Origin of the sequence: Dactylosporangium vinaceum (genome assembly GCF_019904175.1) — a bacterium.
Classification (GTDB): domain Bacteria; phylum Actinomycetota; class Actinomycetes; order Mycobacteriales; family Micromonosporaceae; genus Dactylosporangium; species Dactylosporangium vinaceum.
The window spans coordinates 1,813,591-1,838,116 of sequence record NZ_CP061913.1 but is presented as its reverse complement, the minus strand read 5'-3'; the positions used below and the strand labels follow the sequence as shown (position 1 = coordinate 1,838,116).

17 protein-coding genes and 1 riboswitch are annotated in these 24,526 nt (G+C 71.6%); of the genes, 9 read left to right on the top strand and 8 right to left on the bottom strand.

Translation table 11 applies throughout. The annotated features are described in order from the left end of the window. Positions 1–39: 39 nt before the first annotated feature. The gene (cimA, locus tag Dvina_RS07915; protein WP_223101699.1) at positions 40–1,653 is read right to left on the bottom strand and encodes a citramalate synthase; all 1,614 of its coding nucleotides are present in this window, start codon (positions 1,651–1,653) and stop codon (positions 40–42) included. Positions 1,654–2,017: 364 nt separating this feature from the next. Here cimA and ahpD point away from each other — a divergent pair, with 364 nt between their 5' ends. Both ahpD and Dvina_RS07905 read left to right on the top strand, forming a co-directional pair. Next, positions 2,018–2,548 carry an alkylhydroperoxidase, AhpD family gene (gene ahpD / locus Dvina_RS07910; RefSeq protein WP_223101698.1) on the top strand — a complete coding sequence of 177 codons (531 nt, stop codon included), beginning with the start codon at positions 2,018–2,020 and terminating at the stop codon, positions 2,546–2,548. A gap of 232 nt (positions 2,549–2,780) precedes the next feature. Further along, entirely contained in the window at positions 2,781–3,047 is a 267-nt protein-coding gene (locus tag Dvina_RS07905) for a hypothetical protein (RefSeq protein WP_223101696.1), read from the top strand. A gap of 65 nt (positions 3,048–3,112) precedes the next feature. Here Dvina_RS07905 and Dvina_RS07900 read toward each other — a convergent pair whose 3' ends face one another. The 3 genes from Dvina_RS07900 to serA all read right to left on the bottom strand — a co-directional run bounded on the left by Dvina_RS07900 (position 3,113) and on the right by serA (position 7,085). After that, complete coding sequence (locus Dvina_RS07900; RefSeq protein ID WP_223101695.1) at positions 3,113–4,210, bottom strand: branched-chain amino acid aminotransferase; 1,098 nt, start codon at positions 4,208–4,210, stop codon at positions 3,113–3,115. A gap of 92 nt (positions 4,211–4,302) precedes the next feature. Further along, a complete protein-coding gene (locus tag Dvina_RS07895) occupies positions 4,303–5,331 on the bottom strand; it encodes a 3-isopropylmalate dehydrogenase (protein WP_223101694.1) in 1,029 nt (342 codons plus the stop codon). A gap of 143 nt (positions 5,332–5,474) precedes the next feature. Beyond that, positions 5,475–7,085: a phosphoglycerate dehydrogenase gene (gene serA, locus Dvina_RS07890; protein WP_223101692.1), complete on the bottom strand. Its 1,611-nt coding sequence runs from the start codon at positions 7,083–7,085 to the stop codon at positions 5,475–5,477. Positions 7,086–7,324: 239 nt separating this feature from the next. Here serA and Dvina_RS07885 point away from each other — a divergent pair, with 239 nt between their 5' ends. Continuing rightward, entirely contained in the window at positions 7,325–7,702 is a 378-nt protein-coding gene (locus Dvina_RS07885; RefSeq protein ID WP_223101691.1) for a hypothetical protein, read from the top strand. A gap of 68 nt (positions 7,703–7,770) precedes the next feature. Here the strand turns inward: Dvina_RS07885 and Dvina_RS07880 are convergent, their stop codons facing one another. Together Dvina_RS07880 and ilvD are read right to left on the bottom strand one after the other, a co-directional pair. Beyond that, entirely contained in the window at positions 7,771–8,991 is a 1,221-nt protein-coding gene (locus Dvina_RS07880) for a serine hydroxymethyltransferase (protein ID WP_246656090.1), read from the bottom strand. A 14-nt stretch (positions 8,992–9,005) separates the two neighbouring features. Then, a riboswitch (ZMP/ZTP riboswitch) is annotated at positions 9,006–9,093 on the bottom strand. Positions 9,094–9,109: 16 nt separating this feature from the next. Further along, a complete protein-coding gene (ilvD, locus tag Dvina_RS07875) occupies positions 9,110–10,963 on the bottom strand; it encodes a dihydroxy-acid dehydratase (RefSeq protein ID WP_223101690.1) in 1,854 nt (617 codons plus the stop codon). 216 nt (positions 10,964–11,179) lie between these two features. Here ilvD and Dvina_RS07870 point away from each other — a divergent pair, with 216 nt between their 5' ends. From Dvina_RS07870 to ilvC, 3 genes are all read left to right on the top strand, one after another. Continuing rightward, positions 11,180–13,018, top strand: a complete 1,839-nt coding sequence (locus tag Dvina_RS07870; protein WP_223101688.1) for an acetolactate synthase large subunit — start codon at positions 11,180–11,182, stop codon at positions 13,016–13,018. A 13-nt stretch (positions 13,019–13,031) separates the two neighbouring features. Beyond that, a complete protein-coding gene (gene ilvN, locus Dvina_RS07865; RefSeq protein ID WP_223101686.1) occupies positions 13,032–13,550 on the top strand; it encodes an acetolactate synthase small subunit in 519 nt (172 codons plus the stop codon). Positions 13,551–13,657: 107 nt separating this feature from the next. Continuing rightward, positions 13,658–14,671: a ketol-acid reductoisomerase gene (gene ilvC, locus Dvina_RS07860; protein ID WP_223101681.1), complete on the top strand. Its 1,014-nt coding sequence runs from the start codon at positions 13,658–13,660 to the stop codon at positions 14,669–14,671. Between the two features lie 94 nt (positions 14,672–14,765). On the opposite strand, the gene Dvina_RS07855 is transcribed toward ilvC, so the two are convergent. Continuing rightward, complete coding sequence (locus Dvina_RS07855) at positions 14,766–15,200, bottom strand: TipAS antibiotic-recognition domain-containing protein (RefSeq protein WP_223101679.1); 435 nt, start codon at positions 15,198–15,200, stop codon at positions 14,766–14,768. A 39-nt stretch (positions 15,201–15,239) separates the two neighbouring features. Beyond that, positions 15,240–19,646, bottom strand: a complete 4,407-nt coding sequence (locus Dvina_RS07850) for a hypothetical protein (protein WP_223101677.1) — start codon at positions 19,644–19,646, stop codon at positions 15,240–15,242. A gap of 539 nt (positions 19,647–20,185) precedes the next feature. On the opposite strand from Dvina_RS07850, the gene Dvina_RS07845 reads away from it, so the two are divergent. The 3 genes from Dvina_RS07845 (at position 20,186) to Dvina_RS07835 (ending at position 24,403) form a co-directional block, all read left to right on the top strand. Continuing rightward, the gene (locus tag Dvina_RS07845; RefSeq protein WP_223101676.1) at positions 20,186–20,758 is read left to right on the top strand and encodes a PH domain-containing protein; all 573 of its coding nucleotides are present in this window, start codon (positions 20,186–20,188) and stop codon (positions 20,756–20,758) included. Positions 20,759–21,542: 784 nt separating this feature from the next. Further along, positions 21,543–22,730, top strand: coding sequence for a PQQ-dependent sugar dehydrogenase (locus Dvina_RS07840; protein WP_223101675.1), 1,188 nt, complete (start codon positions 21,543–21,545; stop codon positions 22,728–22,730). Continuing rightward, positions 22,727–24,403: a metallophosphoesterase family protein gene (locus Dvina_RS07835; protein ID WP_246656088.1), complete on the top strand. Its 1,677-nt coding sequence runs from the start codon at positions 22,727–22,729 to the stop codon at positions 24,401–24,403. The genes Dvina_RS07840 and Dvina_RS07835 overlap by 4 nt, the downstream gene beginning before the upstream one ends. Positions 24,404–24,526 lie beyond the last annotated feature (123 nt).

Here is a 24,526-nt window from a genome sequence, read left to right as displayed (position 1 = left end):
CGGTAGGGCCCTCGAAAGAGGGCCCTACGGCAACGAACGTCAGACCCGCACGGTGTGGGAAAGGCCATAGGTGAGGGCGTCGACGAGCGCCTGCCAGCTGGCCTCGACGACGTTCTCGTGCACGCCGACGGTGGTCCAGTCCTCGCCCGTCGCGTGGGTCTCCACGAGCACCCGGGTGACGGCGCCGGTGCCCTGGCTGCCCTCCAGGATGCGGACCTTGTAGTCGGCCAGCTGGAACCGGCCCAGCTCCGGGTAGTGCTTGGTCAGCGCCACCCGCAGCGCCTCGTCGAGCGCGTTGACCGGGCCGTTGCCCTCGGCGGTGGCGATGACCCGCTCGCCGCGGACGCGGACCTTCACCGTCGCCTCGGAGACGACGGCGCCGTCCTCGCGGTGCTCGACCAGGACGCGGTAGGACTCCAGCGCGAACGGCCGGGGCATGGCGCCGTCCTGGGAGTGCCCGGCCAGCTCGGCCCGGGCCAGCAGCTCGAAGGAGGCGTCGGCGGCCTCGAACGACCAGCCGCGGGCCTCCAGCTCCTTGACCCGGTTCGTGACCCGGGACAGGGCCTCCGGATTGCCGGCCAGGTCGACGCCGAGCTCGCGCGCCTTGAGCTCGATGCTGGCCCGGCCGGCCATCTCGGTGACCAGGATCCGCATGTCATTGCCCACGACGACCGGGTCGATGTGGTTGTAGAGCACGGGATCCACTTTGATCGCGCTCGCGTGCAGGCCCGCCTTGTGAGCGAACGCTGACGACCCGACATAGGCCTGGTGGGTGTCGGGTGCGATGTTGGCGATCTCGGCGATGGAGTGCGAGACGCGCACCATCTGCTCGATGCAGCCCTCCGGTAGGACGGGCATCCCGAGCTTGAGCTGGAGGTTGCCGACGACGGCGAACAGGTCGGCGTTGCCGGGGCGCTCGCCGTAGCCGTTGGCGGTGCACTGGAAGTGCGGTACGCCGGCCTCGACCGCGGCGACGGTGTTGGCGACCGCGCACGAGGTGTCGTTCTGGCAGTGGATGCCGAGGCGGGCGACGGCGTCGGCGGCGCTGACCCCGAGCGCGACGGCGAGGCGGTCACGGACCTCGAGGACCGTGCGGGTGATCAGGGACGGCAGCATGCCGCCGTTGGTGTCGCACATGACGGCGGCCTCGGCGCCCGCGGCGAGGGCGGCGGCGGCGACGCTTGCGGTGTAGTCGGGGTCGAAGCGGTACCCGTCGAAGAAATGCTCGCAGTCGAGGAAGACCCGCCGGCCTTCGGAGACGAAGTACTGGACGGTGTCGCGGACCATCGCGAGGTTCTCCTCGCGGGTCGTGCGCAGCGCCCGTTCGACGTGGCGGACGTCGGACTTGGCGACGAGCGTGACGGCCGGGGTATCGGCGTCGAGCAGCGCCCGGACCTGCTTGTCGTCTTGAACGCGGACCCCGGCCTTGCGGGTGGCGCCGAACGCGACGAAGACGGCGTGCTTGAGGTTGAGCTCGGTGCGGGCCCGGCGGAAGAACTCGGTGTCCTTCGGCATCGCCCCGGGCCAGCCGCCCTCGATGAAGCCGACGCCGAACTCGTCGAGCAGGCGGGCGACCGCGAGCTTGTCGACGACGGAGTAGCTGATCGCCTCGCGCTGGGCCCCGTCGCGCAGCGTTGTGTCGTACACCTGCATGTCTGTGCTCCTTCTGGCGGGATGGGGGGCCGGGCTCGGCGTGCTCGGGCCGACGAACCGACCCTGGCCAACAAAAAGACCCTGGCTAACAAAAAGACCCCCCGCGAAATGCGGGAGGTCTGCGCGTCCGGCGGATGGGTGCCGGGCGCGCTAGGGGCCAATAATGAGCCGAGTCACGTTCGGTAGCTTGCCACGCGTGGGCCGTCCGTGGCACGTGATTCCGGATTTTGAGATCGGGCGTGATCTGCTTCACGATTCACCCTGTTCGTCACGTCCTTGTAACGAGCGTCGGTCACTGTTGGAGCCACGCAGGACGGCGCGCCCGATCGGGAACGTCGATCACCGATGGTGAGGGGGTGGGGAAGTGAGCATCGAGACGCTGAAGGCGGCGGTTCCGCCGTACGCGCGGGATCTTCGGCTCAACCTCGACTCCGTCCTCGCCACGGACCTGCTCAGCGAGCAGCAGCTGTGGGGCGCCGTGCTCGCCTGCGCGATGACGACCCGCAGCGCGACGGTGATCCGCGCGGTCGCCGCGGAGGCCGGGGACCGGCTCAAGCCGGAGGCGATCGAGGCCGCGAAGGCCGTCGCGTCGCGGATGGCCATCCACAACATCTACTTCCGCGCCAAGCACCTGATCGGTGACGAGGCGTTCGAGGGCCTGCCCGCGCGTCTGCGCCGCCAGGTCTCCTCCACGCCCGGGGTCGGCGCCGCCGACGTCGAGGCGTGGTCAGTGGCAGTATCCGCGATCACCGGGTGCGGGGTGTGCCTGGAATCGCACGAAAGATCACTTCGTGGTGCAGGGGTGTCCCGCGAAGTGGTCGACGAGGTGTTGCGCGTCGCCGCGGTTGTTCACGCGCTGGCGGTAACCCTCGATGCAGAGGCGGCTTCCTTCTAGGAGCTTTCCTCTTGTACGGGTGTCGGGGTGGCGGCCCCGGCACCCGTACGCATTTTCCGGACCTGTGCGCATCGCGCGGGTGTTGCTTCGCATTCGGTACCCGGTGCGCTGTACCCGCTGCAATTGGCCTCATCCGCCCGTGCAAGTTGCGCACAACGTGTCTGTGGTCGAACCGGCCGGACGTCTACCGTATGGATCAGTACGGGCAGTGCACGTTTCCTGGGGAGAGATCATGGACGACGGAGTTCCGCGCGAACCGGCCGAGCCGCCGCTCGACCCTCCCCTCGGCTGTGCCGATCCGATGCTGTGGCGGGTCGCCCGGGCGCTGCACGACGCGCACCGGCCGCGGACCGACAACTTCTGCGAGTGCAAGGCGTTCTGGCCGTGCGCGGACGCGCAGCTGGCCGATGAGGCGCTGCAGCTGGCCTACGACCGGCACGTGCGCGGTGGCCGCCCGGCCGCGGTCCGCAACTCCAACCTCGGCCGCTGGTCGGCGTAGGGTCTTTGCCGGATTTGTGCAAAGCGGCGCCGGACGCGTAAACCGGCGCCGCTGTGAACGCGCTGTTACAGGACCCGGTGCACCCAGCCGTGCGGGTCCGGGGCCGTGCCCCGCTGGATCGCCACGAGCTGCTCCCGCAGCGCCATCGTCGTCTCGCCGGCCTCGCCGGAGCCGACCGTGAACTCGCCGTCGCCGTCGCGGACCGTCCCGATCGGCGTGACCACGGCCGCGGTGCCGCACGCGAACGCCTCGCGCAGGCGGCCCGAGGCGGCGTCGGCACGCCACTGCTCGTACGAGTACTGCTCCTCGCGCACCGCGTGGCCCCGGTCCGCGGCCAGCCGCAGGACCGACTCGCGGGTGATGCCGGGCAGGATCGAGCCGGTCAGCGGCGGCGTCGTGATCGAGCCGTCGTCGAAGACGTAGAACACGTTCATGCCGCCGAGCTCCTCGACGTACTTCCGCTCGACCGCGTCGAGGAAGACGACCTGGTCGCAGCCGTGCTCCATCGCCTCGGCCTGGGCCACGAGGCTCGCGGCGTAGTTGCCGCCGCACTTCGCGGCGCCGGTCCCGCCCGGGGCGGCCCGCGTGTAGTCGCGCGAGACCCAGACCTTGACCGGCTGGACGCCGCCCTTGAAGTAGTTGCCGACGGGCGAGGCGATGATCAGGAAGAGGTACTCCGACGACGGCTTCACGCCCAGGAAGACCTCGCTGGCGTACTGGAAGGGCCGCAGGTAGAGGCTGCCCTCCGGGTCGGTCGGCACCCAGTCCTGGTCGACGCGGATGAGCGCCTCCAGGGAGTCGATGAAGAGCCGCTCCGGCACCGGAGCCATCGCCAGGCGCTGCGCGGAGCTGCGGAACCGGGCCGCGTTGGCCTCGGGGCGGAACATGCTCACGCCGCCGTCGGCCGTGCGGTATGCCTTGAGCCCCTCGAAGATTTCCTGCGCGTAGTGCAGCACCGCGGTCGCCGGGTCCATCGCGATCGGCCCGCGGGGTTCGACCCGCGCGTCGTACCAGCCTTTGCCCTCGGCATAGCGAACGGTCACCATGTGATCGGTGAAGATCCGGCCGAAGCCCGGGTTGGCCAGCAGCGCGGATCGCTCCGCGGCGGCTACGGGCTGCGGGTTCCGACGAATCTCGAAATCGAGCGTTTCACCGCCGTTCATGCACGCCTCCACAAAAAAGGTAGGAGCGGCACGCTCATCATTCGCCGTGCCGTGCCGCCAACCTACCCGAACGGACGTTCAATTCGCAGGATCTACGCGACAGCTGTCGCGAGACGATCGCCGATGGCCTCGGTGGAGATGGCCGAGCCGGGCGTGCGGGCCGCGACCTCGTTGCCGACGGCCTCGGTGACCTTCGCCGCCGCCTCGGGGTGGCCGAGGTGGTCGAGCAGCAGCGCGGTGGAGAGCACGGCGGCCGACGGGTCGGCGACGCCCTTGCCCGCGATGTCGGGGGCCGAGCCGTGCACCGGCTCGAACATTGACGGGTGCGCCCGCTCCGGGTTGATGGAGCCGCTCGCGGCCAGCCCGATGCCGCCCGTGACGGCGGCGGCGATGTCGGTGAGGATGTCGCCGAACAGGTTGTCGGTGACGACCACGTCGTAGCGCTGCGGGTTGCTGACCAGGAACATCGCGGCCGCGTCGACGTGCTGGTATTCGGTCTCGATGTCCGGGAACTCGGCCTTGACCGCGTTGAAGGTGCGGGCCCACAGGCCGCCGGCGTGGGTGAGCACGTTTGTCTTGTGGACGAGCGTCACCTTGCGGCGGGGGCGCTTGGCCGCCCGGCCGAACGCGTCGCGGATGACCCGCTCGACGCCGTGGCGGGTGTTGAGGCTCTCCTCGGTGGCGACCTCGGCCGCGGTGCCCGGGTGCAGGTTGCCGCCGGCGCCGACGTAGAGGCCCTCGGTGCCCTCGCGGACGACGACGAGGTCGATCTCGCCCGGCTTCACCCCGGCCAGCGGGCTTGTCGTGCCCGGCCACAGGCGCGAGGGGCGCAGGTTGACGTACTGGTCGAAGTCGAAGCGCAGCTTCAGCAGCAGGCCCCGCTCCAGCACACCCGGCGGGACGCTGGGGTCGCCGACCGCGCCGAGCAGGATGGCGTCGTGGCCGCGCAGCTCCTCCAGGACGCTGTCGGGCAGGACCTCGCCGGTGCGGTTGTACCGGGCGGCGCCCAGGTCGTAGTCGGTCGTCTCGACGCCGGGCAGGACCACGCGCAGCACCTTCAGCGCCTGCGCCACCACCTCGGTGCCGATGCCGTCCCCGGCCACCACCGCGATCTTCGCCACCTCTGGACCCCTCTCCTCAGACCGCGTTAACCGTACGCCGCCGTCCTAATTGGTGGACGCGTGTCCCGTCCAATGAGACCGCGGGGAAAGAAATGAGGGTGGGGAGCGCCGCCACGCTCCCCACCCTCGTGAGAGGAAAGTCCCTAGCCGACGGACAGGTCCGCCGTGCTCGCCGCGGTGGCCCCGATCGCCTGCCCGGCCTCGCCGAGCAGGTCCGCGGCCACCACCTGATCGACGGTCAGCGTCATGAGCGCCTCCCCGCCGGCCTTGCGCCGGGCGACCTGCATCGCGGCGATGTTGACCCCCGCCGAACCCAGTATCGACCCCACCGTGCCCACCACGCCGGGGCGGTCGGCGTAGCGGAAGAACAGCAGCACGCCGTCGGCCGCCAGCTCGAGACTGAAGCCGTCGATCTCGGTCAGCTTCAGCGCCTCGCGCGGGCCCGCGACATACGTACCGGATACCGAGGCTACCCGCCCGTCCGGCAGGGCTCCACGCACGGTCACCAGGTTGGGCTGGTCGGATGAGTCGGTGAAGACCGCGAGTGCTACCTCGACCCCGCGGTCGGCCGCCAGATGCGGGGCGTTGACGTACGTCACCTGCTCCGCGACCACGCTGCCGAACAACCCTTTCGTGGCGGCCAGCTTCAGGACCGACACGTCGTGCTTGGCCACCTCGCCGTGCACCTCGACGGTCACCGCCGACGCGATGCCGCCGGCGACCGCGGTGAACACGGCGCCGAGCTTCTCCGCGAGCGGCAGCAGCGGGCGCACCTCCTCCGCGACCACGCCGCCGGCCTGCACGTTCACCGCATCGGGGACGAACTCGCCGTCGAGGGCCAGCTTGACCGAGCGGGCGACGGCCAGCCCGGCCTTGTCCTGTGCCTCGACCGTGGAGGCGCCCAGGTGCGGGGTGGCCACGACGCTGTCGAACGCGAACAGCGGCGAGGCCACGCACGGCTCCTTGCTGTACACGTCGATACCCGCCCCCGCCACCCGCCCGTCGGCGATCGCGTCGGCCAGGGCCTGCTCGTCGACGAGGCCGCCGCGGGCCGCGTTGATGATCCGCACGCCCGGCTTCACGAGGCCGAGCTCGCGCACGCCGATGAGCCCGACCGTCTCCGGCGTCTTGGGCAGGTGGATCGAGATGAAGTCGCTCTCCTTGAGCAGTTCGTCAAGGCCCAGCAGTCGTACCCCCAGAGCCGCGGCCCGGGCCGGCTGCACGTACGGGTCGTAGGCGACGAGCCGCACCCCGAACGCGGCCATCCGCTGGGCGAAGAGCACGCCGATGCGGCCGAGCCCGACCACGCCGACGACCTTGCCGCTCAGCTCGACGCCTGTGTACTTCGAGCGCTTCCACTCCCCCGCCTTGAGCGCGGCGGACGCGGCGGCGGTGTTGCGGGCGACGGCGAGCAGGAGGGCGACGGCCTGCTCGGCCGCGGAGACGATGTTCGACGTCGGCGCGTTGACGACCATGACGCCGCGCGCGGTCGCGGCGGGCACGTCGACGTTGTCGAGGCCGACGCCCGCGCGGGCGACGACCTTGAGCCTGGGGGCCGCGGCGACAGCCTCGGCGTCGATGCGGGTGGCGCTGCGCACGATCACGGCGCTGGCGTCGGCGAGGCCGGCCAGCAGGGCGGGTCGATCGGTGCCGTCGATGTGACGGACCTCGTAGTCGTCGGCGAGCACCTCGAGAGCGGACGGGGCCAGCTCCTCGGCGATCAGCACCACCGGGCGATCAGGAGGGAGGGTCATGGGACCTCGACTTCCAGGCTTCGGTTGGCGTCGGTTCGCGGGGCGCGCGACATTGCCCGCCACGCACTGGGGGAACCGCGACGGGGCCGGGCGGACGGCCTCTTCAGGCGATGGTAGGCCCGCCGATCGACCGCCTTGTGACTCATTTGCGTGAGCGCGATCACAGACCGGATAGATCTGTCGCACTCCTGACCGGTTCGTCCTGAACCCGGGGCCGGGCCTGCCCCGTGTCTTCGGCCATGAGCGACGACTACGAGGACGGCGGCTACGCGGCCGGTCACGACGACACCCACGACGACCACGGCCACGACACCTACGAGCAGCACGGCCATGAGAACGCCTACGACGACCACGCTCGGCAGGCGTACGGCCACGAGGACATCCAGGACCGGGTCCACGACGCCATCGAGCGCATCGAGGACCAGGTCAAGGGCTATGAGGGCCACGAGGACAGGCACGACGAGGGCGACCGGGGCTACGAGGGCGACGACAAGGCGTACGCGGGTGACGACAAGCCGGCTTACGACGAGGACGCCAAGGACCACGCCGGTGAGGACAAGGCGTATGCAGGCGAGCAGGCGTACGAGGGCGACGGCAAGGACTACGCCCGCTACTGACCGCGCCCCGAAGACAGAACGGCCCCGGCGCGGAACTCCCTGCCCGCCGGGGCCGTTCGCGACGATCGCTACACGGGATAGGCCGAGAGCAGCTCCCGGACCTCCCCCGCGATGGCGTCCAGCGCGGCGTCGTCCGACTTCAGCGCCGCGTCCACCGCCCGCGACATCCACGCGGCGACCTGCGGCATCTGCGCCTCGGTCAGGCCGCGAGTGGTGAGCGCGGGGGTGCCGATACGCAGGCCGGACGGGTCGAACGGCTTGCGGGTGTCGTAGGGCACGGTGTTGTAGTTGGTCTCGATGCCGGCCCGGTCCAGTGCCTTCGCGACCGGCTTGCCGCCGATGCCCTTGCCGGTGAGGTCGAGCAGGATCAGGTGGTTGTCGGTGCCGCCCGACACCAGGTCGAAGCCCTGCTCGAGCAGCGCCGCGGCCAGTGCCTTCGCGTTGGCGACGACCTGGTGGGCGTAGTCCCGGAAGGACGGCTGCGCGGCCTCGCCCAGCGCGACCGCGATCCCGGCCGTGGTGTGGTTGTGCGGGCCGCCCTGCAGACCGGGGAAGACCGCCTTGTCGACGGCCTTGGCGTGCCGCTCGTCGCACAGCAGCATGGCCCCGCGCGGGCCCCGCAGCGTCTTGTGGGTCGTGGTCGAGATGACCTCGGCGTGGCCCACCGGCGACGGGTGCGCGCCGCCCGCGATGAGCCCGGCGATGTGCGCGATGTCCGCGACGAGCACCGCCCCCGCCTCGTGCGCGATCTCCGCAAAGCGCGGGAAGTCGATCGTGCGGGGAATGGCGGTACCCCCGCAGAAAAGGATCTTCGGCCTTTCCCGCAGCGCCAGGTCGCGCACCTCGTCGAAGTCGATGCGGCCGTCCTCGCGGCGCACCGAGTACTGCACCGGGCGGAACCAGGCGCCGGTCGCCGACACCGGCCAGCCGTGCGTGAGGTGCCCGCCCATCGGCAGCGCCATGCCCATCACGGTGTCGCCCGGCTTGGCGAGGGCGAGGTAGACGGCGAGGTTGGCCGGCGAGCCGGAGTACGGCTGGACGTTGGCGTGATCGACCCCGAACAGCGCCTTCGCCCGCTCGATGGCCAGCTCCTCGAGCGGGTCGACGAAGCGCTGGCCCTCGTAGTAGCGCTTGCCGGGGTAGCCCTCGGAGTACTTGTTCGTGAAGACGGAGCCGGTCGCCTCGAGAACGTCGCGGGAGACGTAGTTCTCCGAGGCGATCATCCGCAGTGTGTCGCGCTGGCGCTCGGTCTCGAGCCCGATGAGCTCGGCTACTCGCTGATCGTGCACAGGGGCCTCCTCTGCGATGGCACCCAGGCGCGCGGTGCCACGATCGCGGAAGCTCCCCGGTGGTTGACTCCACCTTGATGTGCGCCAGTCGCGTGACTGACGCACATCCTAGCGGTATTTACGGCACCCGGCGGTAAGCACCGTCACTGGCCGAGGTCGCCATCGACGCGTAGGCCCGCAGCGCCGCCGAGACGGGCCGCTCCCGGTCCTGCGGGGTGTACGGGCGTTCCCGCTTCTCCTGGGCGATCCTGCGGGCGGCCAGCTCCTCGTCGGGCACGACGAGCTGGATCGAGCGGTTCGGGATGTCGATGTCGATCCGATCGCCGGTCTGCACGAGCGCGATGAGCCCGCCGCCGGCCGCCTCCGGGCTGATGTGGCCGATCGACAGGCCGGAGGTACCCCCGGAGAAGCGGCCGTCGGTGATGAGCGCGCAGGCCCGGCCGAGGCCGCGGCCCTTGAGGAAGCTCGTCGGGTACAGCATCTCCTGCATGCCGGGCCCGCCCTTCGGCCCCTCGTACCGGATCACCACGACGTCACCGGCGACGACCTCCTTGGCCAGGATGCCGTCGACGGCGGACTCCTGGGACTCGAAGACGCGGGCCGAGCCGGAGAAGGTCAGGTTCTCCTCGGGGACGCCGGCCGTCTTCACCACGGCGCCGTCGGGCGCGAGGTTGCCGAAGAGGATGGCCAGGCCGCCGTCCTTGGTGTAGGCGTGCTCGACGGAGCGGATGCAGCCGTCGGCACCGTCGGTGTCAAGCGAGCTCCAGCGGTTCTGCGTGGAGAACGGCTCCGTGGTGCGCACACCCCCGGGGGCGGCGTGGAAGAGCTCGATCGCTTCGGGCGCGGGGTTCTCGCCGCGAATGTCCCATTTGTCGAGCCAGGTCTCCAGGGAGGGCGAGTGGACGGACCACACGGTCTCGTGCAGCAGCCCCCCGCGGGACAGCTCGCCCAGGATGGCGGGAATGCCGCCGGCCCGGTGCACGTCCTCCATGTGGTACTTCTGCGTGTTCGGCGCGACCTTGGCCAGGCACGGCACCCGGCGCGAGATCTCGTCCATGTCCGCCACCGAGAAGTCGAGCTCGGCCTCGCGCGCGGCCGCGAGCAGGTGCAGCACCGTGTTGGTGGAGCCGCCCATCGCCACGTCGAGCGCCACCGCGTTCTCGAACGCGGGCCGGGACGCGATCGCCCGGGGCAGCACGGAGGCGTCGTCCTCGAAGTAGTACCGCTTGGCCAGCTCGACGATCAGCGACCCGGCCCGCTCGAACAGCGCCTTGCGGGCGGCGTGGGTGGCAAGCGTCGAGCCGTTGCCGGGCAGGGCCAGGCCGATCGCCTCGGTGAGGCAGTTCATCGAGTTGGCGGTGAACATGCCGGAGCACGAGCCGCACGTCGGGCAGGCGGAGCGCTCGATCTGGCCGAGCTGCTCGTCGGTGACGGCCTCGTTGGCGGAGGCGATCATCGCGTCGATGAGGTCGAGCTTGGCGTCCTTGTCGTGGACGACGCCCTCGATGGCGACCGTCTTGCCGGCTTCCATGGGGCCGCCGGAGACGAAGACGGTAGGGATGTTGAGGCGGAGGGCGGCGAGCAGCATGCCGGGCGTGATCTTGTCGCAGTTGGAGATGCACACGAGGGCATCGGCGCAGTGGGCCTGCACCATGTACTCGACGGCGTCGGCGATGAGCTCGCGGCTGGGCAGCGAGTACAGCATCCCGCCGTGGCCCATCGCGATGCCGTCGTCGACGGCGATGGTGTTGAACTCCTTGGCGACCCCACCCGCCTCGGCAACCGTGTCGGCGACGATCATGCCGAGGTTGCGGAGGTGGACATGGCCCGGCACGAACTGCGTGAAACTGTTGGCGATGGCGACGATCGGCTTACCGAAGTCGGAGTCGGTCATGCCGGTGGCGCGCCACAGGGCGCGTGCGCCGGCCATGTTGCGACCAGATGTAGAGGTCTTGGACCGCAGCTCGGGCATACCTGCGAGTCTGACACGTTCCGCATGCTGGGATAGGTTGACTCAGGCCATGAGATGCGCCAAAGTGGGCACATGTCGTCGAGGTCGCTCCGAGTACTTATCATCTAGCGCGCCGACGCCCGCCGTCAGCGCGCTAGCCCCCCGTGCCGAGCACGTGGGGTTTTTTCATGTCCGGAGTCTTTGCCCCGACACCTTCGAGCGAAAGTGCGTACTGCGATGACGAGACCCACGCCAGAAGTCCTCGCCCACCGAGCGCATCCCACACCGCCGGCGGCCGACCCGAAGAAGGCCGCGCCCGCGGCCGCGACGGAGCTGCTCACCGGCGCGCAGGTACTCGTCCGCTCGCTCGAGGCGCTCGGCGCCGACGTCGTCTTCGGGATCCCCGGCGGCGCGATCCTCCCCGCCTACGACCCGCTGTTCGACTCCGAGGCGGTCCGGCACATCCTGGTCCGCCACGAGCAGGGGGCCGGCCACGCCGCCACCGGCTACGCGCAGGCCACCGGCAAGGTCGGCGTGTGCATGGCCACGTCCGGCCCGGGCGCGACGAACCTGGTCACCCCGATCGCCGACGCCTATATGGACTCGGTCGCGATGGTCGCCATCACCGGCCAGGTCGCCTCCGCCTCCATCGGCACCGACGCCTTCCAGGAGGCGGACATCGCGGGCATCACGCTGCCGATCACCAAGCACAACTACCTGGTCCAGTCGGGCGAGGAGCTGCCCCGGGTGCTCGCCGAGGCGTTCCACCTGGCCGGCACCGGCCGCCCCGGGCCCGTCCTCGTCGACATCCCCAAGGACGTGCTGCAGAAGCAGACGACGTTCAAGTGGCCGCCGACGATGGAGCTGCCCGGCTACCACCCGACGCTGCACCCGCACGGCAAGCAGATCCGCGAGGCGGCCCGCCTGATCGCCGGGGCCAAGCGCCCGGTCCTCTACGTCGGCGGCGGCGTCATCAAGGCCCACGCCTCCGAGGTGCTGCTGAAGCTGGCCGAGCTGACCGGCGCCCCGGTCGTCACCACGCTGATGGCCCGCGGCGCGTTCCCCGACTCCCACCCGCAGCACATGGGCATGCCCGGCATGCACGGCACGGTGGGCGCGGTCTACGCGCTGCAGAAGTCCGACCTGCTCATCACCCTCGGGGCCCGCTTCGACGACCGGGTGACCGGCGAACTGTCGACGTTCGCGCCGAACGCGGCGGTCATCCACGCCGACATCGACCCGGCCGAGATCGGCAAGAACCGCACCGCCGACGTCCCGATCGTCGGCGACGCCAAGCACGTCATCGAGGAGCTCATCGCGGCCGTCACGGCCGAGCACCAGGCCGGCCACAAGCCGGTCCTCAAGGACTGGTGGGCGACCCTCGACGACATCCGCGGCCGGTACCCCCTCGGCTACGAGGAGCCGTCCGACGGCACGCTGGCCCCGCAGTACGTGATCGAGCGCATCGGCGCCATCGTCGGCCCGGACGCCATCTACACGGCCGGCGTCGGGCAGCACCAGATGTGGGCGGCCCAGTTCGTCAAGTACGAGCACCCGGCCACCTGGCTCAACTCCGGCGGCCTGGGCACCATGGGCTACGCCGTCCCCGCCGCGATGGGCGCCAAGGTGGGCCGGCCCGACAAGGTGGTCTGGGCGATCGACGGCGACGGCTGCTTCCAGATGACCAACCAGGAGCTCGCCACCTGCGCCCTGGAGGGCATCCCGATCAAGGTGGCCGTCATCAACAACGGCAACCTGGGCATGGTCCGGCAGTGGCAGACGCTGTTCTACGACCAGCGGTACTCCAACACCGAGCTCGGCACCCACAAGCACCGCATCCCGGACTTCGTGAAGCTGGCCGACGCGCTCGGCTGCGTGGGGCTGCGCTGTGAGACGAAGCAGGACGTCGACGCCACCATCGAGGCGGCGATGAAGGTCACCGACCAGCCCGTGGTCATCGACTTCGTGGTCGGCAAGGACGCCATGGTGTGGCCCATGGTCCCGGCCGGCACCAGCAACGACGAGATTCTCTTCGCGCGGGGCGTCCGTCCCGCGTTCGACCAGGACGACGTGTAGGAGACTGCGAACCATGGCCAAGCACACGCTCTCCGTCCTGGTGGAGAACAAGCCCGGAATACTGGCCCGCGTCGCCGGGCTCTTCGCCCGGCGCGGGTTCAACATCGACTCCCTGGCCGTCGGCGAGACCGAGCACCCCGAGGTCTCCCGGATGACGATCGTGGTCAACGCGGACGAATCACCGCTGGAACAGGTCACCAAGCAGCTCAACAAGCTCGTGCAGGTCCTGAAGATCGTCGAACTCGACACCACCGCCAGCGTGCAGCGCGAGCTGCTGCTGGTGAAGGTGCGCGCGGAACGCCCGGTGCGCTCGCAGGTCCTCGAGACCGTGAACCTGTTCCGGGCCCGCGTGGTCGACGTCGCCGCGGACGCCCTCACCATCGAGGCGACCGGCACGTCGGAAAAGCTGGACGCGCTGCTTCGTGACCTGGAGCCGTTCGGTATCAAGGAGATGGTCCAGTCCGGCGTCGTGGCCATCGGCCGCGGCTCCCGCTCGATCACGACGGGCCCGGCGCTGCGCGCCGCCGCCTGAGCTTGTCGCTCGGCCGTCTGGCCACCCGGCCGTTCGACCGCGTGGTCGGGTAGCCGCTCGGCCATTTGGATCGTTTGTTCGCTTTGACCGTTTTGAGAGGAAAGTCAATGCCCGCCGAGGTGTTTTACGACGACGACGCCGACCTGTCGTTGATTCAGGGCCGCAAGGTCGCGGTGCTGGGCTACGGCAGCCAGGGCCACGCCCACGCGCTGAGCCTGCGCGACTCCGGCGTCGACGTCCGCATCGGCCTGCCCGAGGGTTCCAAGAGCCGGGCCAAGGCCGAGGAGCAGGGCCTGCGCGTCCTCTCCCCCGCCGAGGCGAGCGCCGAGGCGGACGTCATCATGATCCTCGCCCCGGACACGGTCCAGCGCTCCCTGTACGCCGACCACGTGGCCCCGAACCTGACCGCCGGCAAGGCGCTCTTCTTCGGCCACGGCCTCAACATCCGCTTCGGGCTCATCACGCCCCCCGCGGACGTCGACGTGTGCATGGTCGCCCCGAAGGGCCCGGGTCACCTGGTCCGCCGGCAGTTCGTCGACGGCAAGGGCGTGCCCTGCCTCATCGCGATCGAGCAGGACGCCACCGGCAACGCGCAGGCCCTCGCGCTGGCCTACGCGGCCGGCATCGGCGGCACCCGCGCCGGCGTGATCAAGACCACCTTCAAGGAGGAGACCGAGACCGACCTGTTCGGCGAGCAGGCAGTCCTCTGCGGCGGCGCGTCGGCCCTGGTCCAGACCGGTTTCGAGGTCCTCACCGAGGCGGGCTACGCCCCGGAGATCGCCTACTTCGAGTGCCTGCACGAGCTCAAGCTCATCGTGGACCTGATGTACGAGGGCGGCATCGCCCGCATGCGCTACAGCGTCTCCGACACCGCCGAGTACGGCGACTACACCCGTGGCCCGCGCGTCATCGACGCCCGGGTCAAGGAGGAGATGAAGCGCATCCTCTCCGAGATCCAGTCGGGCGAGTTCGCCCGCGAGCTGATCGCCGAGGACGACGCGGGCCGCCCGAACTTCACCAAGTACCGCGAGCAGGGTGCCAACCACCCGATCGAGGAGACCGGCAAGCAGCTGCGCTCGATGATGAGCTGGGTCGACCGGCCCATCACCGAGACCGCCTGATTGCACGTGGGAAAGGCCCCCCTTGTGGCAAGGGGGGCCTTTCTTTTTGCCCAGGTCGTGCGTCTCGGGCCGGGGTCCGGCCCTTGGCGGGCCCTTATGCGCGCTGGCGAGCCGCGTTGGCCCGGATCGCATCCCGGATGTACTGCGCCAGTCCGGGATGGTCCGTGTCATAGTTCGCCGTGAATCGCGGATCGGCGACGTACATCTCGCCCAGCCCCAGGTGCATCTCGACCGGGCAGTCGTAGAACCACCGCCCGATGTGCTGCCGGTGCGCCTCGGCGAGGTCCATCGCCGCCGCGTCCTCGGCCGGGACCTGGCCGGTGAACGCCGCCGCGAACGCCTCGGTGTTCGCCGCCGCCTCCGCCTTGATCCGCTCCCAGTCGGCCTTGGTGTACTGCGCGGTCCGGCGGGCCGACTGCTTGTACGCCTCGGTGTCGCCCCAGCGCTCCTGGGCCTCCCCGGCGTACTGTTCGGGGTCGCTGTCCCCGAACAGTTCCCGCCGCTCATCCGGTGTCAGGTTCATCGTCATGCCAACCAGCCTGATGTCTCCAGTCGCTGGAGAGTCAAGCTACTTGCGCCGCAGGAACCTCCGCGACGTCTTCTCCTTGGGCTCCTCGTCCAGATTCAGCTCGAGCGGTGCCAGGTCCTCGAAGGCCCCGATCTCGCGCTTGCGCTGCTCCGGGATCGCCTCGCTCCGCGGACCGTTGCCCCACCCGGCCGCATCGTCGTTGCGCCGGGCCGGCTCCCGCTCGATGCGCCGATCGTCGTTGCGCCAGTCATCCTGGCGAGCGGGCCGCTCGTCGCTCTTGGCCGCACTCCGGTCCCACCGCGTCGTCGCCTCGGCGGCCCAGTCGTCGCTCTCGTCCCGAGCGGCCGGCGCGGCATCCTTGTCCTTGTTGCGCCCCCACCGGGACTTCTTGCCCTTCTCCTGACCGTCGCCGCCCCCACCGGCCGGGCCCGCCGCCCACCAGGCGTCCTCGGCCGCGCCGGCCGGCCCCTGAGCCGCGGGTGCCGGCCCCGCAGGAGCCTGACCCGCCGCCCCTTGGCCCCAGCTCGACGCTGTGCCGGGCTGATCAGCCCGCCCACGCCCGGCCGCCGGGCCGCTGTCCCCGCGATCACCCCAGCCGGGCGCTCCGGGCGCGTTCCCGGCCACAGGCGCGCCGGCATCGTGATGACCCCAGCCCGCACCGGCACCGGTCACGGGCGGCGGCGGAGGCGCACTGTCGGCATACCCGGCCCACCCGGCCCCGCTGCCGTCCCCGCGCCCACCGGGCACCTCGGCCCGCCCACTCCCGGCGACAGGCGCCCCATCGCCCTGCTCACCCCAGCCCGGCCGGCCGGAGACCGCGCCACCGGACACCTCGGCCCGCCCGCGCCCGGCGACGGGCCCCGCGTCACGCTGATCGCCCCAGCCGGACCCGCTCGCAGGGCTCTCGCCACCGCGCTGGTCCCAGTCCTGAGCGGCCGGAACCGCCCCGGCCTCGCCCCAGCCGCGATACCCACCGGCATCCGCGACCCCTGGCGCATCCGCCCATCCGCGCCCGGGCCCCGCGGCCGGCTCGGCCGGACTCGTCCAGCTCCCGCCCGCGCCGAGATCAGCCGGCCGCCCGCCGGCAACCGGAACCCCGGCCCCCGAGAAGCCCCCGACGTCCCCGGCCGCCGAGCCGCCGGCATCGCCCCGCCAGTCCCGCTCTCCGGCTACGTCACCGGCCCAGCGGTCCTGCGCCCCAGCGTCTTCGCCGGCCCGCCAGTCGCGCGTCTCGCCTTCACCGGCCCGCCAGTCCCGCGCTTCGCCACCGTCGCCGGCGCGCCAGTCGCGCGCCTCGCCGCCGTCGCCCGCGCGCCAGTCGCGCGCTCGGGCCTCGTCGCCGCGCTCCGTCTCGGAGCCGTCCCCGTGCTGCCCTCGATCCCGCCGCCGGATGGACCGCGCAGCCGGATCGGAGTCCCAGTTCCGCCGAAGCTCGAGCGGCTGCGCCACCAGCTCGGGCGCATCCCCGTCGAAGAGACTCCCGCCGAACACTCCCCGCTCCCCGCGCCGCCGCTCCCCGGCCGACGGCCCGTCGCTCTCGCCGGCTCCGCGCTCGGACAGCCCGGCCGACGAGCCCTCGGCCGAAGCCCCGGACCGCCACTCGACCGACGGCCGCTCAGCCGCCCCGCTCGTGGACCCGGCCCGCCACTCGACGGAGGGTCGCTCACTCGGGCCGGCCTCGGCCCCGTTACGCCAGTCAGCGGAGGCCCGTGAAGCCCCGGCCTGCGGTACCCCCGGTCCCGGCTCCCCCGCCGAGCGCCACTCAACCGAGGGCCGCTCGGCTCGGGCGCCGCTCTCCGCGGGCGGCGGCCACTCGACGGCCGACCGCTGCTCGTCGCCCGACCGCCCGCGCTCGGACGCGCGCCCATGCTCGGACGCCCGCCCATCCCGCCAGGAGTCGGCCACGGGCTCAGGCGCCCGCCGCTGCGACCACGACTCGGCCACCGGCTCCGGCTGGCGCCGGTCCGACCAGGAGTCGGCCACCGGCTCGGGCTGCCGCCGGTCCGTCCACGAACCGTTCACCGGCTCCGGCGCCCGCTGCTCCGCCCACGAGTCCGCGACCGGCTCCGGCGTCCGCCGCTGCGACCACGAATCCGCGACCGGCTCGGGCTGGCGCCGATCCGTCCAGGACTCGGCCACCGGCTCGGGCGCGCGCCGCTGTGACCACGAGTCCGCCACCGGCTCGGGCTGGCGCCGATCCGTCCAGGACTCGGCCACCGGCTCGGGCGCGCGCCGCTGTGACCACGAGTCCGCCACCGGCTCGGGCTGGCGCCGATCCGTCCAGGACTCGGCCGCCGGCTCGGCCGCGCGGCGGTCCCGCCACGACTCACCAGCCGGTGCCGACCCGCCCCGCGACGAGCCGTTCCACGACTCCGCACCCATGCGGTCGCTCTCCGTGTTCGGCGACGGCGCGCTTCCGGGCGAGCCCGACCATCCGCCCGCCTCGTGCTGCGCGGAGGCGTCATCGGCCTCGCTGCTCCACTGGAAGCGGTCATCCGGCCCGGGCGTCTCGCCCCCCATCGGCGACCAGGACCGCCGGACACCGGAGCGGGACTCCGGGTCGGTGGCACCTTCGGCGGCCCAGGCCGCGATGCGGCTGGCGGAGTCGTTGTCCCAGTCCCCCACCAGTTCGCGAGTAGCCCGCGCCTCCCAGGAGGCACTCGACTCGCCGGCCTGCTCGTGATCGTTCCGTTCGCCAGAAGGGCGCGTCAACGACTCATCTCCAAGGTCGGAACCCCGGCGCGCGGACGCACCGGAGTCGCGGTCAATCCGGTCCAACTCACGTTCGAAGCGCGAACGCCCGTCACCATCGCGACCGGTACGGCTCTCAGCAGCAGACCGAGAACCGTCACCTGATCCCGAAGCAGCCCCATCATCGGACATGCGATCAAGGCGCGCGCGACCACCGAGGTCGTCATCATGATCAAACAGCGGGCCGCCCAGGTCAGCGTCCTCGCCCGAGCCGAAAGCTCCACCGGCGCCGCCACTGCGACCGAGCCCGAGTGTGGACCCGAACCCGGAGTCGCGACCGCCGGCGTCACCGCGATCGCCGGCACCAGGTTCGCGCCGATCGCCGTCGCCGGCGTCCGCGAAGGACGAGCCAGCACCAGCCGAGTCGGCCATCCCCGCGGCCGGCCTGTCCGCCGCCGCCTCGTGCTCGGTGGTCCCGTGCCGCCCAGCCGGCTCCCGCGTGTCCGACTCCTGCGCGGCCGGCTCGTGCGCGTCCGCGCGCGCCGCCCCGACACGGGCCAGCCGGCCGAGCTTGGCCCGCATGGCCCCGCTGCCCGGCCGCCACGCAGTGGTCGTCCCGCCCGCATCGGCCGCGACACCGCCCAGCACCGACGGAGGCCCTCCCGCCGCCACCCCGCCCGAAGGCGCGGACGCGGCCGGCGCCGACGCAGCCGCCGCGAACGCGGCGTCAGTGGGTGACGTGGACCGTTCAGCCGAAGCCTCGTCCGCCTCACGGGCGAAGGTGCGCGGCAGCGACAGCGGCTCGGGCAGCTCGTTCCCGGCCGCCAGCACCAGGAGGCGCTCCATCACGTGCAGATCGACGCGGTACGGCTCCTCCGACAGCCACCGCCCCGCCGCGTCCACCATCTCGTGGGCGTGCACGAGGTGCAGGTGCTCTCCGGGCGCGACGGAGATGACCAGGTCCTCGGACACGTCGCCACGCGAGGGCGCGACGACCAGGTATCCGCGGACCGACCCGCCCACCTTCGCCAGCTGCTCACGCCACGTGTGCACCTCGGCGGCCAGGCCGTCGACGTCCTCGGAGCCCGGCACGAACAGCCGCCCGCCGCGCAGCACCTGCCCCGCGGCGTCCATCGTGAACTCACCGTGCGGCCACACCGTCGGCAGGAACAGCGCCACCCGCCGCCCGGCCGCGACCAGATGCGTGCACCCGCCCTCACCCAGCGCGAAGAAGCGAGCGCTCGGAATCGCCTCGAGCTCCTTCAGGCGGGGCAGATGATCGTCCGGCTTGCCCCACCACCGGCGCCCGCTCACGGCCTCGTCGATCGAGAGCCGGGACACGCGACGGGCATCGAGCAGAAGAGCCGAAAGAAAAGATCCGGCCAGGGGTACCACAAATGCCAGATTGACCCCGATGAAGCCCAGCACACCGAGGATGTCGAACCAGCTGTCCGGCAGCCGGCCGCGCGTAGCCGCACCCCACGCGACAGCGCCCGCGACGATCGTCAGCATGGCGAAGAGCGGGAAGCCACGCAGCGTAAGCACCACGACACCGGCGAGCGCCACGAGCGCCGCGACACCCCAGAGGATGCTGAGCTCGGTGATCCCCCAGCCGGCCACGCCGACCCCCGCGAGCACCGCACCGCCCAGCAGGGCGCCGGCCACGAGCCCCGTAGGCCGCACCGCGACGCGCTTACTGCGCTTGACGCCGTCGACCCACGAGGCGGGCGCGTCCCGCCGGAATGTGGTGGTCACGTCCTAGCCTCCCGCCACGGGCAGTACCCGCCAAGCCGGACATATGGAACGTCTCCGACACCGGCAGCGACAGCCCGCACGGTCGCGGATCGCCAAGCGTCCCACGCCGCAACCGGGAAACGAAAGCCAATGCGGCCCCCGCCACAGCCATCCCCCCGACATTCGCCCGCAACCCGCGAGCCACACCACGCACAGCGACGAACGGGAAACTCAGTGCGCTCCCCAGCCAGGTCACCACAGCCCGAGCCCACACCCACAGACTCCCCGGCCGGCCGGAAGCCCGAGCCGGCCCCCCGCACGATCACGGACACCTCAGCCCGCGACAGACGGCGACCACCGGGGAAGCCGACGAAGCTGGACATATCCTCGTCGATCGCCCGGCCAGCCCCCCGGCCAGTCGCGATCTCGTCAAGCACGGCACCGAGCGTAACCCCGGCCGCCGCCGCCGGCGAAGTGCGGCCGTTCTTATCCCCCACGGCGCTCAGTATGCCCGCCCAGGCGCTCGGAGGCAGTTCCTCGAAAGGTGGGAGGATAGCTGTGTGAGCAACCAGATCAAGGTCAAGTTCCGCCGCAGCGCCGCCCTTGCCGTGGCGGGCGCGATCACGGTGATCGGCGGCATCCCGATACTGGCCGAGAGTGTCTGGTTTCTGCCTCTTCTCTTGATCCCCCTGGCCATCGCCGTCTGGGCCTGGCGCGCCGGCACAGACGTGGACGAGCGCGGCTTCACGGTCCGCGCGCTGTTCGGAAGCCGCCGAGTCCTGTGGGAAGCCGTCGACGGCCTGGTATCCGACGGCAACCGGGTCCACGCCCGCCTGGCCAACGCCCACCTGGTGCCCCTGGACGCAGTACGCCCGGCCGACCTCCCCCGCCTGATCAGCGCCAGTGGCCAGGACCTGGAATCCGACAGCCCCACGGATGCCGCACCAATCCTCGACGAGGAGCCCGCCAACCCACCCACGAGCCCGACCGACACGGTCGAGGACTCCGAAGACACCGCCGAACGCGACGCCCCCGAGCCGAGCACCGAGGACTCAACCGCCCTCAACCCCGCCGCGGCCGACTCCACGCCTCAGCCCCAGACGACCGCAACGACGGCCCAGCCAACCAAGTAACTTCCAGCCCGACCTCAACGCAGCCCACGCGCGGACGCGACACAAACCCACCGTGCGACCCGCGGCTCGGCCGACAGATGCGGCGCAACGGCACAAGGCACGCCCCGCGGAGTGGCAGGCCGACGCGGCATAAGGCACGCCCCGCGGAGTGGCAGGTAGACGCGGCACAACGCGCGGACGCGGCGCGGGCCCGACGCACAGGTGCGGCACGACTTCCCGAACGGACGCACGGACCCCGGCCAACGCGCGGACGCGGCACGAAACGCGACGCGCGGACGCCTCCCGACACGGACACGCCTGCGGCAACGCGCAAGTCGCAGCCAAGCACCACCACTGACGCGCGGACGCGACACAGCCCGCCGCGCGGACGCGACACAGCCTGCCGCGCGGACGCAGCACGACGCACGGGTGCGGCCCTGGACAACGCGCAGTTGCGGCACAAGCCCACGACGGACGCACGGACACAGCACGCAGCTGGCCACGCGACACGGCACCACACCCACGCACGCGCGGACGTGGCCTAACGCGCGGACACGGGCACGCAGCCGGCCGCGCGGGTGTGGCACGAGGCCGACGCGCGGACGCGTGACGAGCCGGCCGCGCGGATCTGGCACGAGACCGACGCGCGGACACGTGACGAGCCGGCCGCGCGGACGCGTGACGAGCCGGCCGCGCGGGGTGCAGGCGCGGACGGGTGGTGAGGCTTGGAGGGGTTTGGGAGAGTTGGGGGCGGAAGTGCGGTACGAAAAGGTGGCTCCCAGGCGGCAACGCTACGCTTGGCCGGGTGAGCGCCCGGACGTACCGTTTTGCAGGCCGTACCGCCGGCCGGAGTGTTGCTGGCCTCTGTGCGGCCCTGGCGGTGTTCAGTCTCGGGGCCTGCTCGTTCGGGCCGCCGCCCCCCGATGAGCTCGGGTCGCCCCCGAAGCTCTCGCCGTATCCGTCGCCGTCCAGCTCGGGTGGCGGCGACGAGGGTGGGGCCGAGGTCTCGGTGACCGTGCTGGCCAAGGGGCTGGCGGTGCCGTGGGGGGTCGCGTTCCTGCCCGACGGTGCTGCGCTCGTGACCGAGCGGGACAGCAAGCGGCTGCTCAAGGTCGGCAAGGAGACCACGTCAGACGGGATGCTCGTCGCCGAGCTGCAGAAGATCGACGCGGCGGTCCCGGGCGGTGAGGGAGGGCTGCTCGGGGTGGCGGTTTCGCCGCAGTACGACACGGATAAGACGGTGTTCGTGTACTACACCGCCCAGGACGACAACCGCGTCGCCAAGCTGACGCTCGGGCAGCCGCCCACGCCGATCCTGACCGGCATCCCGAAGGCCACTAACCACGACGGCGGGCAGATCCGGTTCGGGCCGGACGGGTTCCTGTACGTGGGGACCGGCGACGGGAACAAGCCCGAGACGGCGCAGGACCTCACCAGCCTGGGCGGGAAGATCCTGCGGGTGCAGGCGGACGGGAAGCCGGCGCCCGGCAACCCGTTCGGCACGGCCGTGTACAGCTACGGGCACCACAACGTGCTGGGCTTCGCGTGGGACAAGAACCAGCGCATGTACGCGACTGATTACGGGGCCGACACCGCCGATGAGCTCAACGTCATCGAGGCGGGCAAGAACTACGGCTGGCCCGCGGTGGAGGGCAAGGGCAGCGACCCGAAGTACACCAGCCCGATCCAGACGTGGAAGCCGGCCGACGCCTCCTGCGCCGGCCTCGCCTATCTCAGCGGGTTCCTCGTGACCTCCTGTCTCAAGGGGCAGCGGTTGTACGTCATGCAGGTCACCGACTCCGGAACGCTCCTCGGCGCGCCGGTGCCGCTGCTCCAGGGCGAGTACGGACGCCTCCGCGCGGCAGCGGTCGCGCCCGACGGGAGCCTCTGGGTGACGACGTCCAACAAGGACGGGCAGGGGCAGCCGAAGCCGGACGACGACCAGATCCTGCGCATTGTGATCAGCGACGTCGGCGAGGCCGGCAAGAGTTGAGATCGCTGTTCCGGCGCCGCGTCGCCCTGGCCGCCGCACGGGCGCGGCGACGCGCCATCCTGATGGCGGCCGGGCGGAAGCATCCGCCGAGCCGGAAGCCCAAGAAGCACCAGCGCCTGCGGCGGTTCGGGCGCGGGCTGCTGGTCGGCGCGGTCGCGATCGTCGGCATGCTCATCGGCGTCTCGCTGGGCGGGAGCACGACGCAGGACATCGGGCCCTTCCGCGCGCAGTTGTCGCTGACGCCCTCGTTCACCGGCGACACGTCGGTGGAGATCCCGCCGCTGGGCTCGCTGGAGCTGGACAGCCACGACGGGCCGGCGCACCTGCGGATCCGGCTGGAGTCGCTCGACGAGGCGCGCACCCGCGCGTTCGCGGCGAAGTCCGGCAACCTCGAGCAGATCAGCCACGACGCCGTCGACCAGCTCAACCTCGGGGTGCGGCGGCTGGCGATGCAGACGGCCGGCTTCGGGCTGCTGGGCGGGATGATCCTGGTCATGCTGGTGTTCCGGGCCCGGCGGGAGACGGCGATCGCGGGCTTCGTGGTGATCGCCGTGCTGGCCTCGACCGGGGCGGCGACGCTGCTGACGTTCAAGCCGGCGGCGATCCAGGAGCCCACGTACCGCGGCCTGCTCGTCAACGCCCCGGCCATCATCGGTGACGCGAAGCGGATCACCGACCGGTTCGAGGAGTACCGCGACCAGCTGCAGAAGCTGGTGCTCAACGTGAGCAAGCTGTACGGGACGATCTCGGCGCTGCCGGTGTACGAGCCGGACACGAGCACCACGAAGGTCCTGCACATCTCGGACATGCACCTGAACCCGGCGGCCTGGGGCGTGGTGCGCTCGGTCGCGGACCAGTTCGACATCGACATCATCGTCGACACCGGCGACATCAACGACTGGGGCTCGGAGCCCGAGGCGTCATACGTCAACGTCATCGGCGACCTCAAGGTGCCGTACCTCTACGTCCGCGGCAACCACGACTCCGCCGTCACCGCGGCCGCGGTCGCCCGCCAGCCCAACGCCACAGTCCTCGACGACACGGTCGCCACCGTCGAGGGCCTCACCTTCGCCGGCATCGGCGACCCGCGGTTCACCCCGGACAAGTCGACCGACGAGACGGATGAGCAGCAGCACCAGGAGGTCGTCGAGGCGGGCAACGTGCTCGCCGCGAAGATCCGCAGCAGCGCCAAGCCGGTCGACATCGCGATGGTGCACGACCCGGTCGCGGCGCAGCAGCTGGCCGGACTGTGCCCGCTGGTGCTCGCCGGGCACAAGCACGAGCGCTCGATCGCCCGCCTCAATCCGAACCCGGCCAACGCCGCCCCCGCACTCGCGCCCGTCGTGGCCCCGTCGACCTCGGAGTCGCCGGCCGCGGTCAAGGCGCTGCAGGAACGGACGCTGCTCATGGTCGAGGGCTCGACCGGCGGTGCCGGGCTGCGCGGCCTGGAGAAGTCGAAGCCGCTGCCACTTGCGCTTTCGATCTTGTACTTCGATGAGAACCGCCACCTGTCCGCCTACGACGACATCCAGGTGGGCGGGACCGGCCTGACCGAGGTGGCGCTCCAGCGGCATCTGGTGCAGCCCGACACCAAGGCCGGCCCGACTCCGACCCCCTCGACCGTGGGCTCCCCGTCCGGCTCCCCCTCGGCCTCGCCGTCCCCGACGGGCTGATCACCCGGCGCCCGGCCGCGACACGACGCGCACGCTTCCGCGCGACCCCCGCCCGGTCGCCGAAGCCCGCCTCGATCTTCCGGCGCCGGGACGGTGCTCGCTGTGCAACGACACGAGAGGCTG

Excerpts from the sequence above, each read along its gene's own strand:
- cimA (WP_223101699.1), bottom strand. The coding sequence starts at position 1,653 with ATGCAGGTGTACGACACAACGCTGCGCGACGGGGCCCAGCGCGAGGCG.
- ilvD (WP_223101690.1), bottom strand. The coding sequence starts at position 10,963 with ATGCCCGAGCTGCGGTCCAAGACCTCTACATCTGGTCGCAACATGGCC.
- serA (WP_223101692.1), bottom strand. The coding sequence starts at position 7,085 with ATGACCCTCCCTCCTGATCGCCCGGTGGTGCTGATCGCCGAGGAGCTG.
- Dvina_RS07855 (WP_223101679.1), bottom strand. The coding sequence starts at position 15,200 with ATGACGATGAACCTGACACCGGATGAGCGGCGGGAACTGTTCGGGGAC.
- ilvC (WP_223101681.1), top strand. The coding sequence starts at position 13,658 with ATGCCCGCCGAGGTGTTTTACGACGACGACGCCGACCTGTCGTTGATT.
- Dvina_RS07870 (WP_223101688.1), top strand. The coding sequence starts at position 11,180 with ATGACGAGACCCACGCCAGAAGTCCTCGCCCACCGAGCGCATCCCACA.
- Dvina_RS07900 (WP_223101695.1), bottom strand. The coding sequence starts at position 4,210 with ATGAACGGCGGTGAAACGCTCGATTTCGAGATTCGTCGGAACCCGCAG.
- Dvina_RS07885 (WP_223101691.1), top strand. The coding sequence starts at position 7,325 with ATGAGCGACGACTACGAGGACGGCGGCTACGCGGCCGGTCACGACGAC.
- Dvina_RS07905 (WP_223101696.1), top strand. The coding sequence starts at position 2,781 with ATGGACGACGGAGTTCCGCGCGAACCGGCCGAGCCGCCGCTCGACCCT.
- ilvN (WP_223101686.1), top strand. The coding sequence starts at position 13,032 with ATGGCCAAGCACACGCTCTCCGTCCTGGTGGAGAACAAGCCCGGAATA.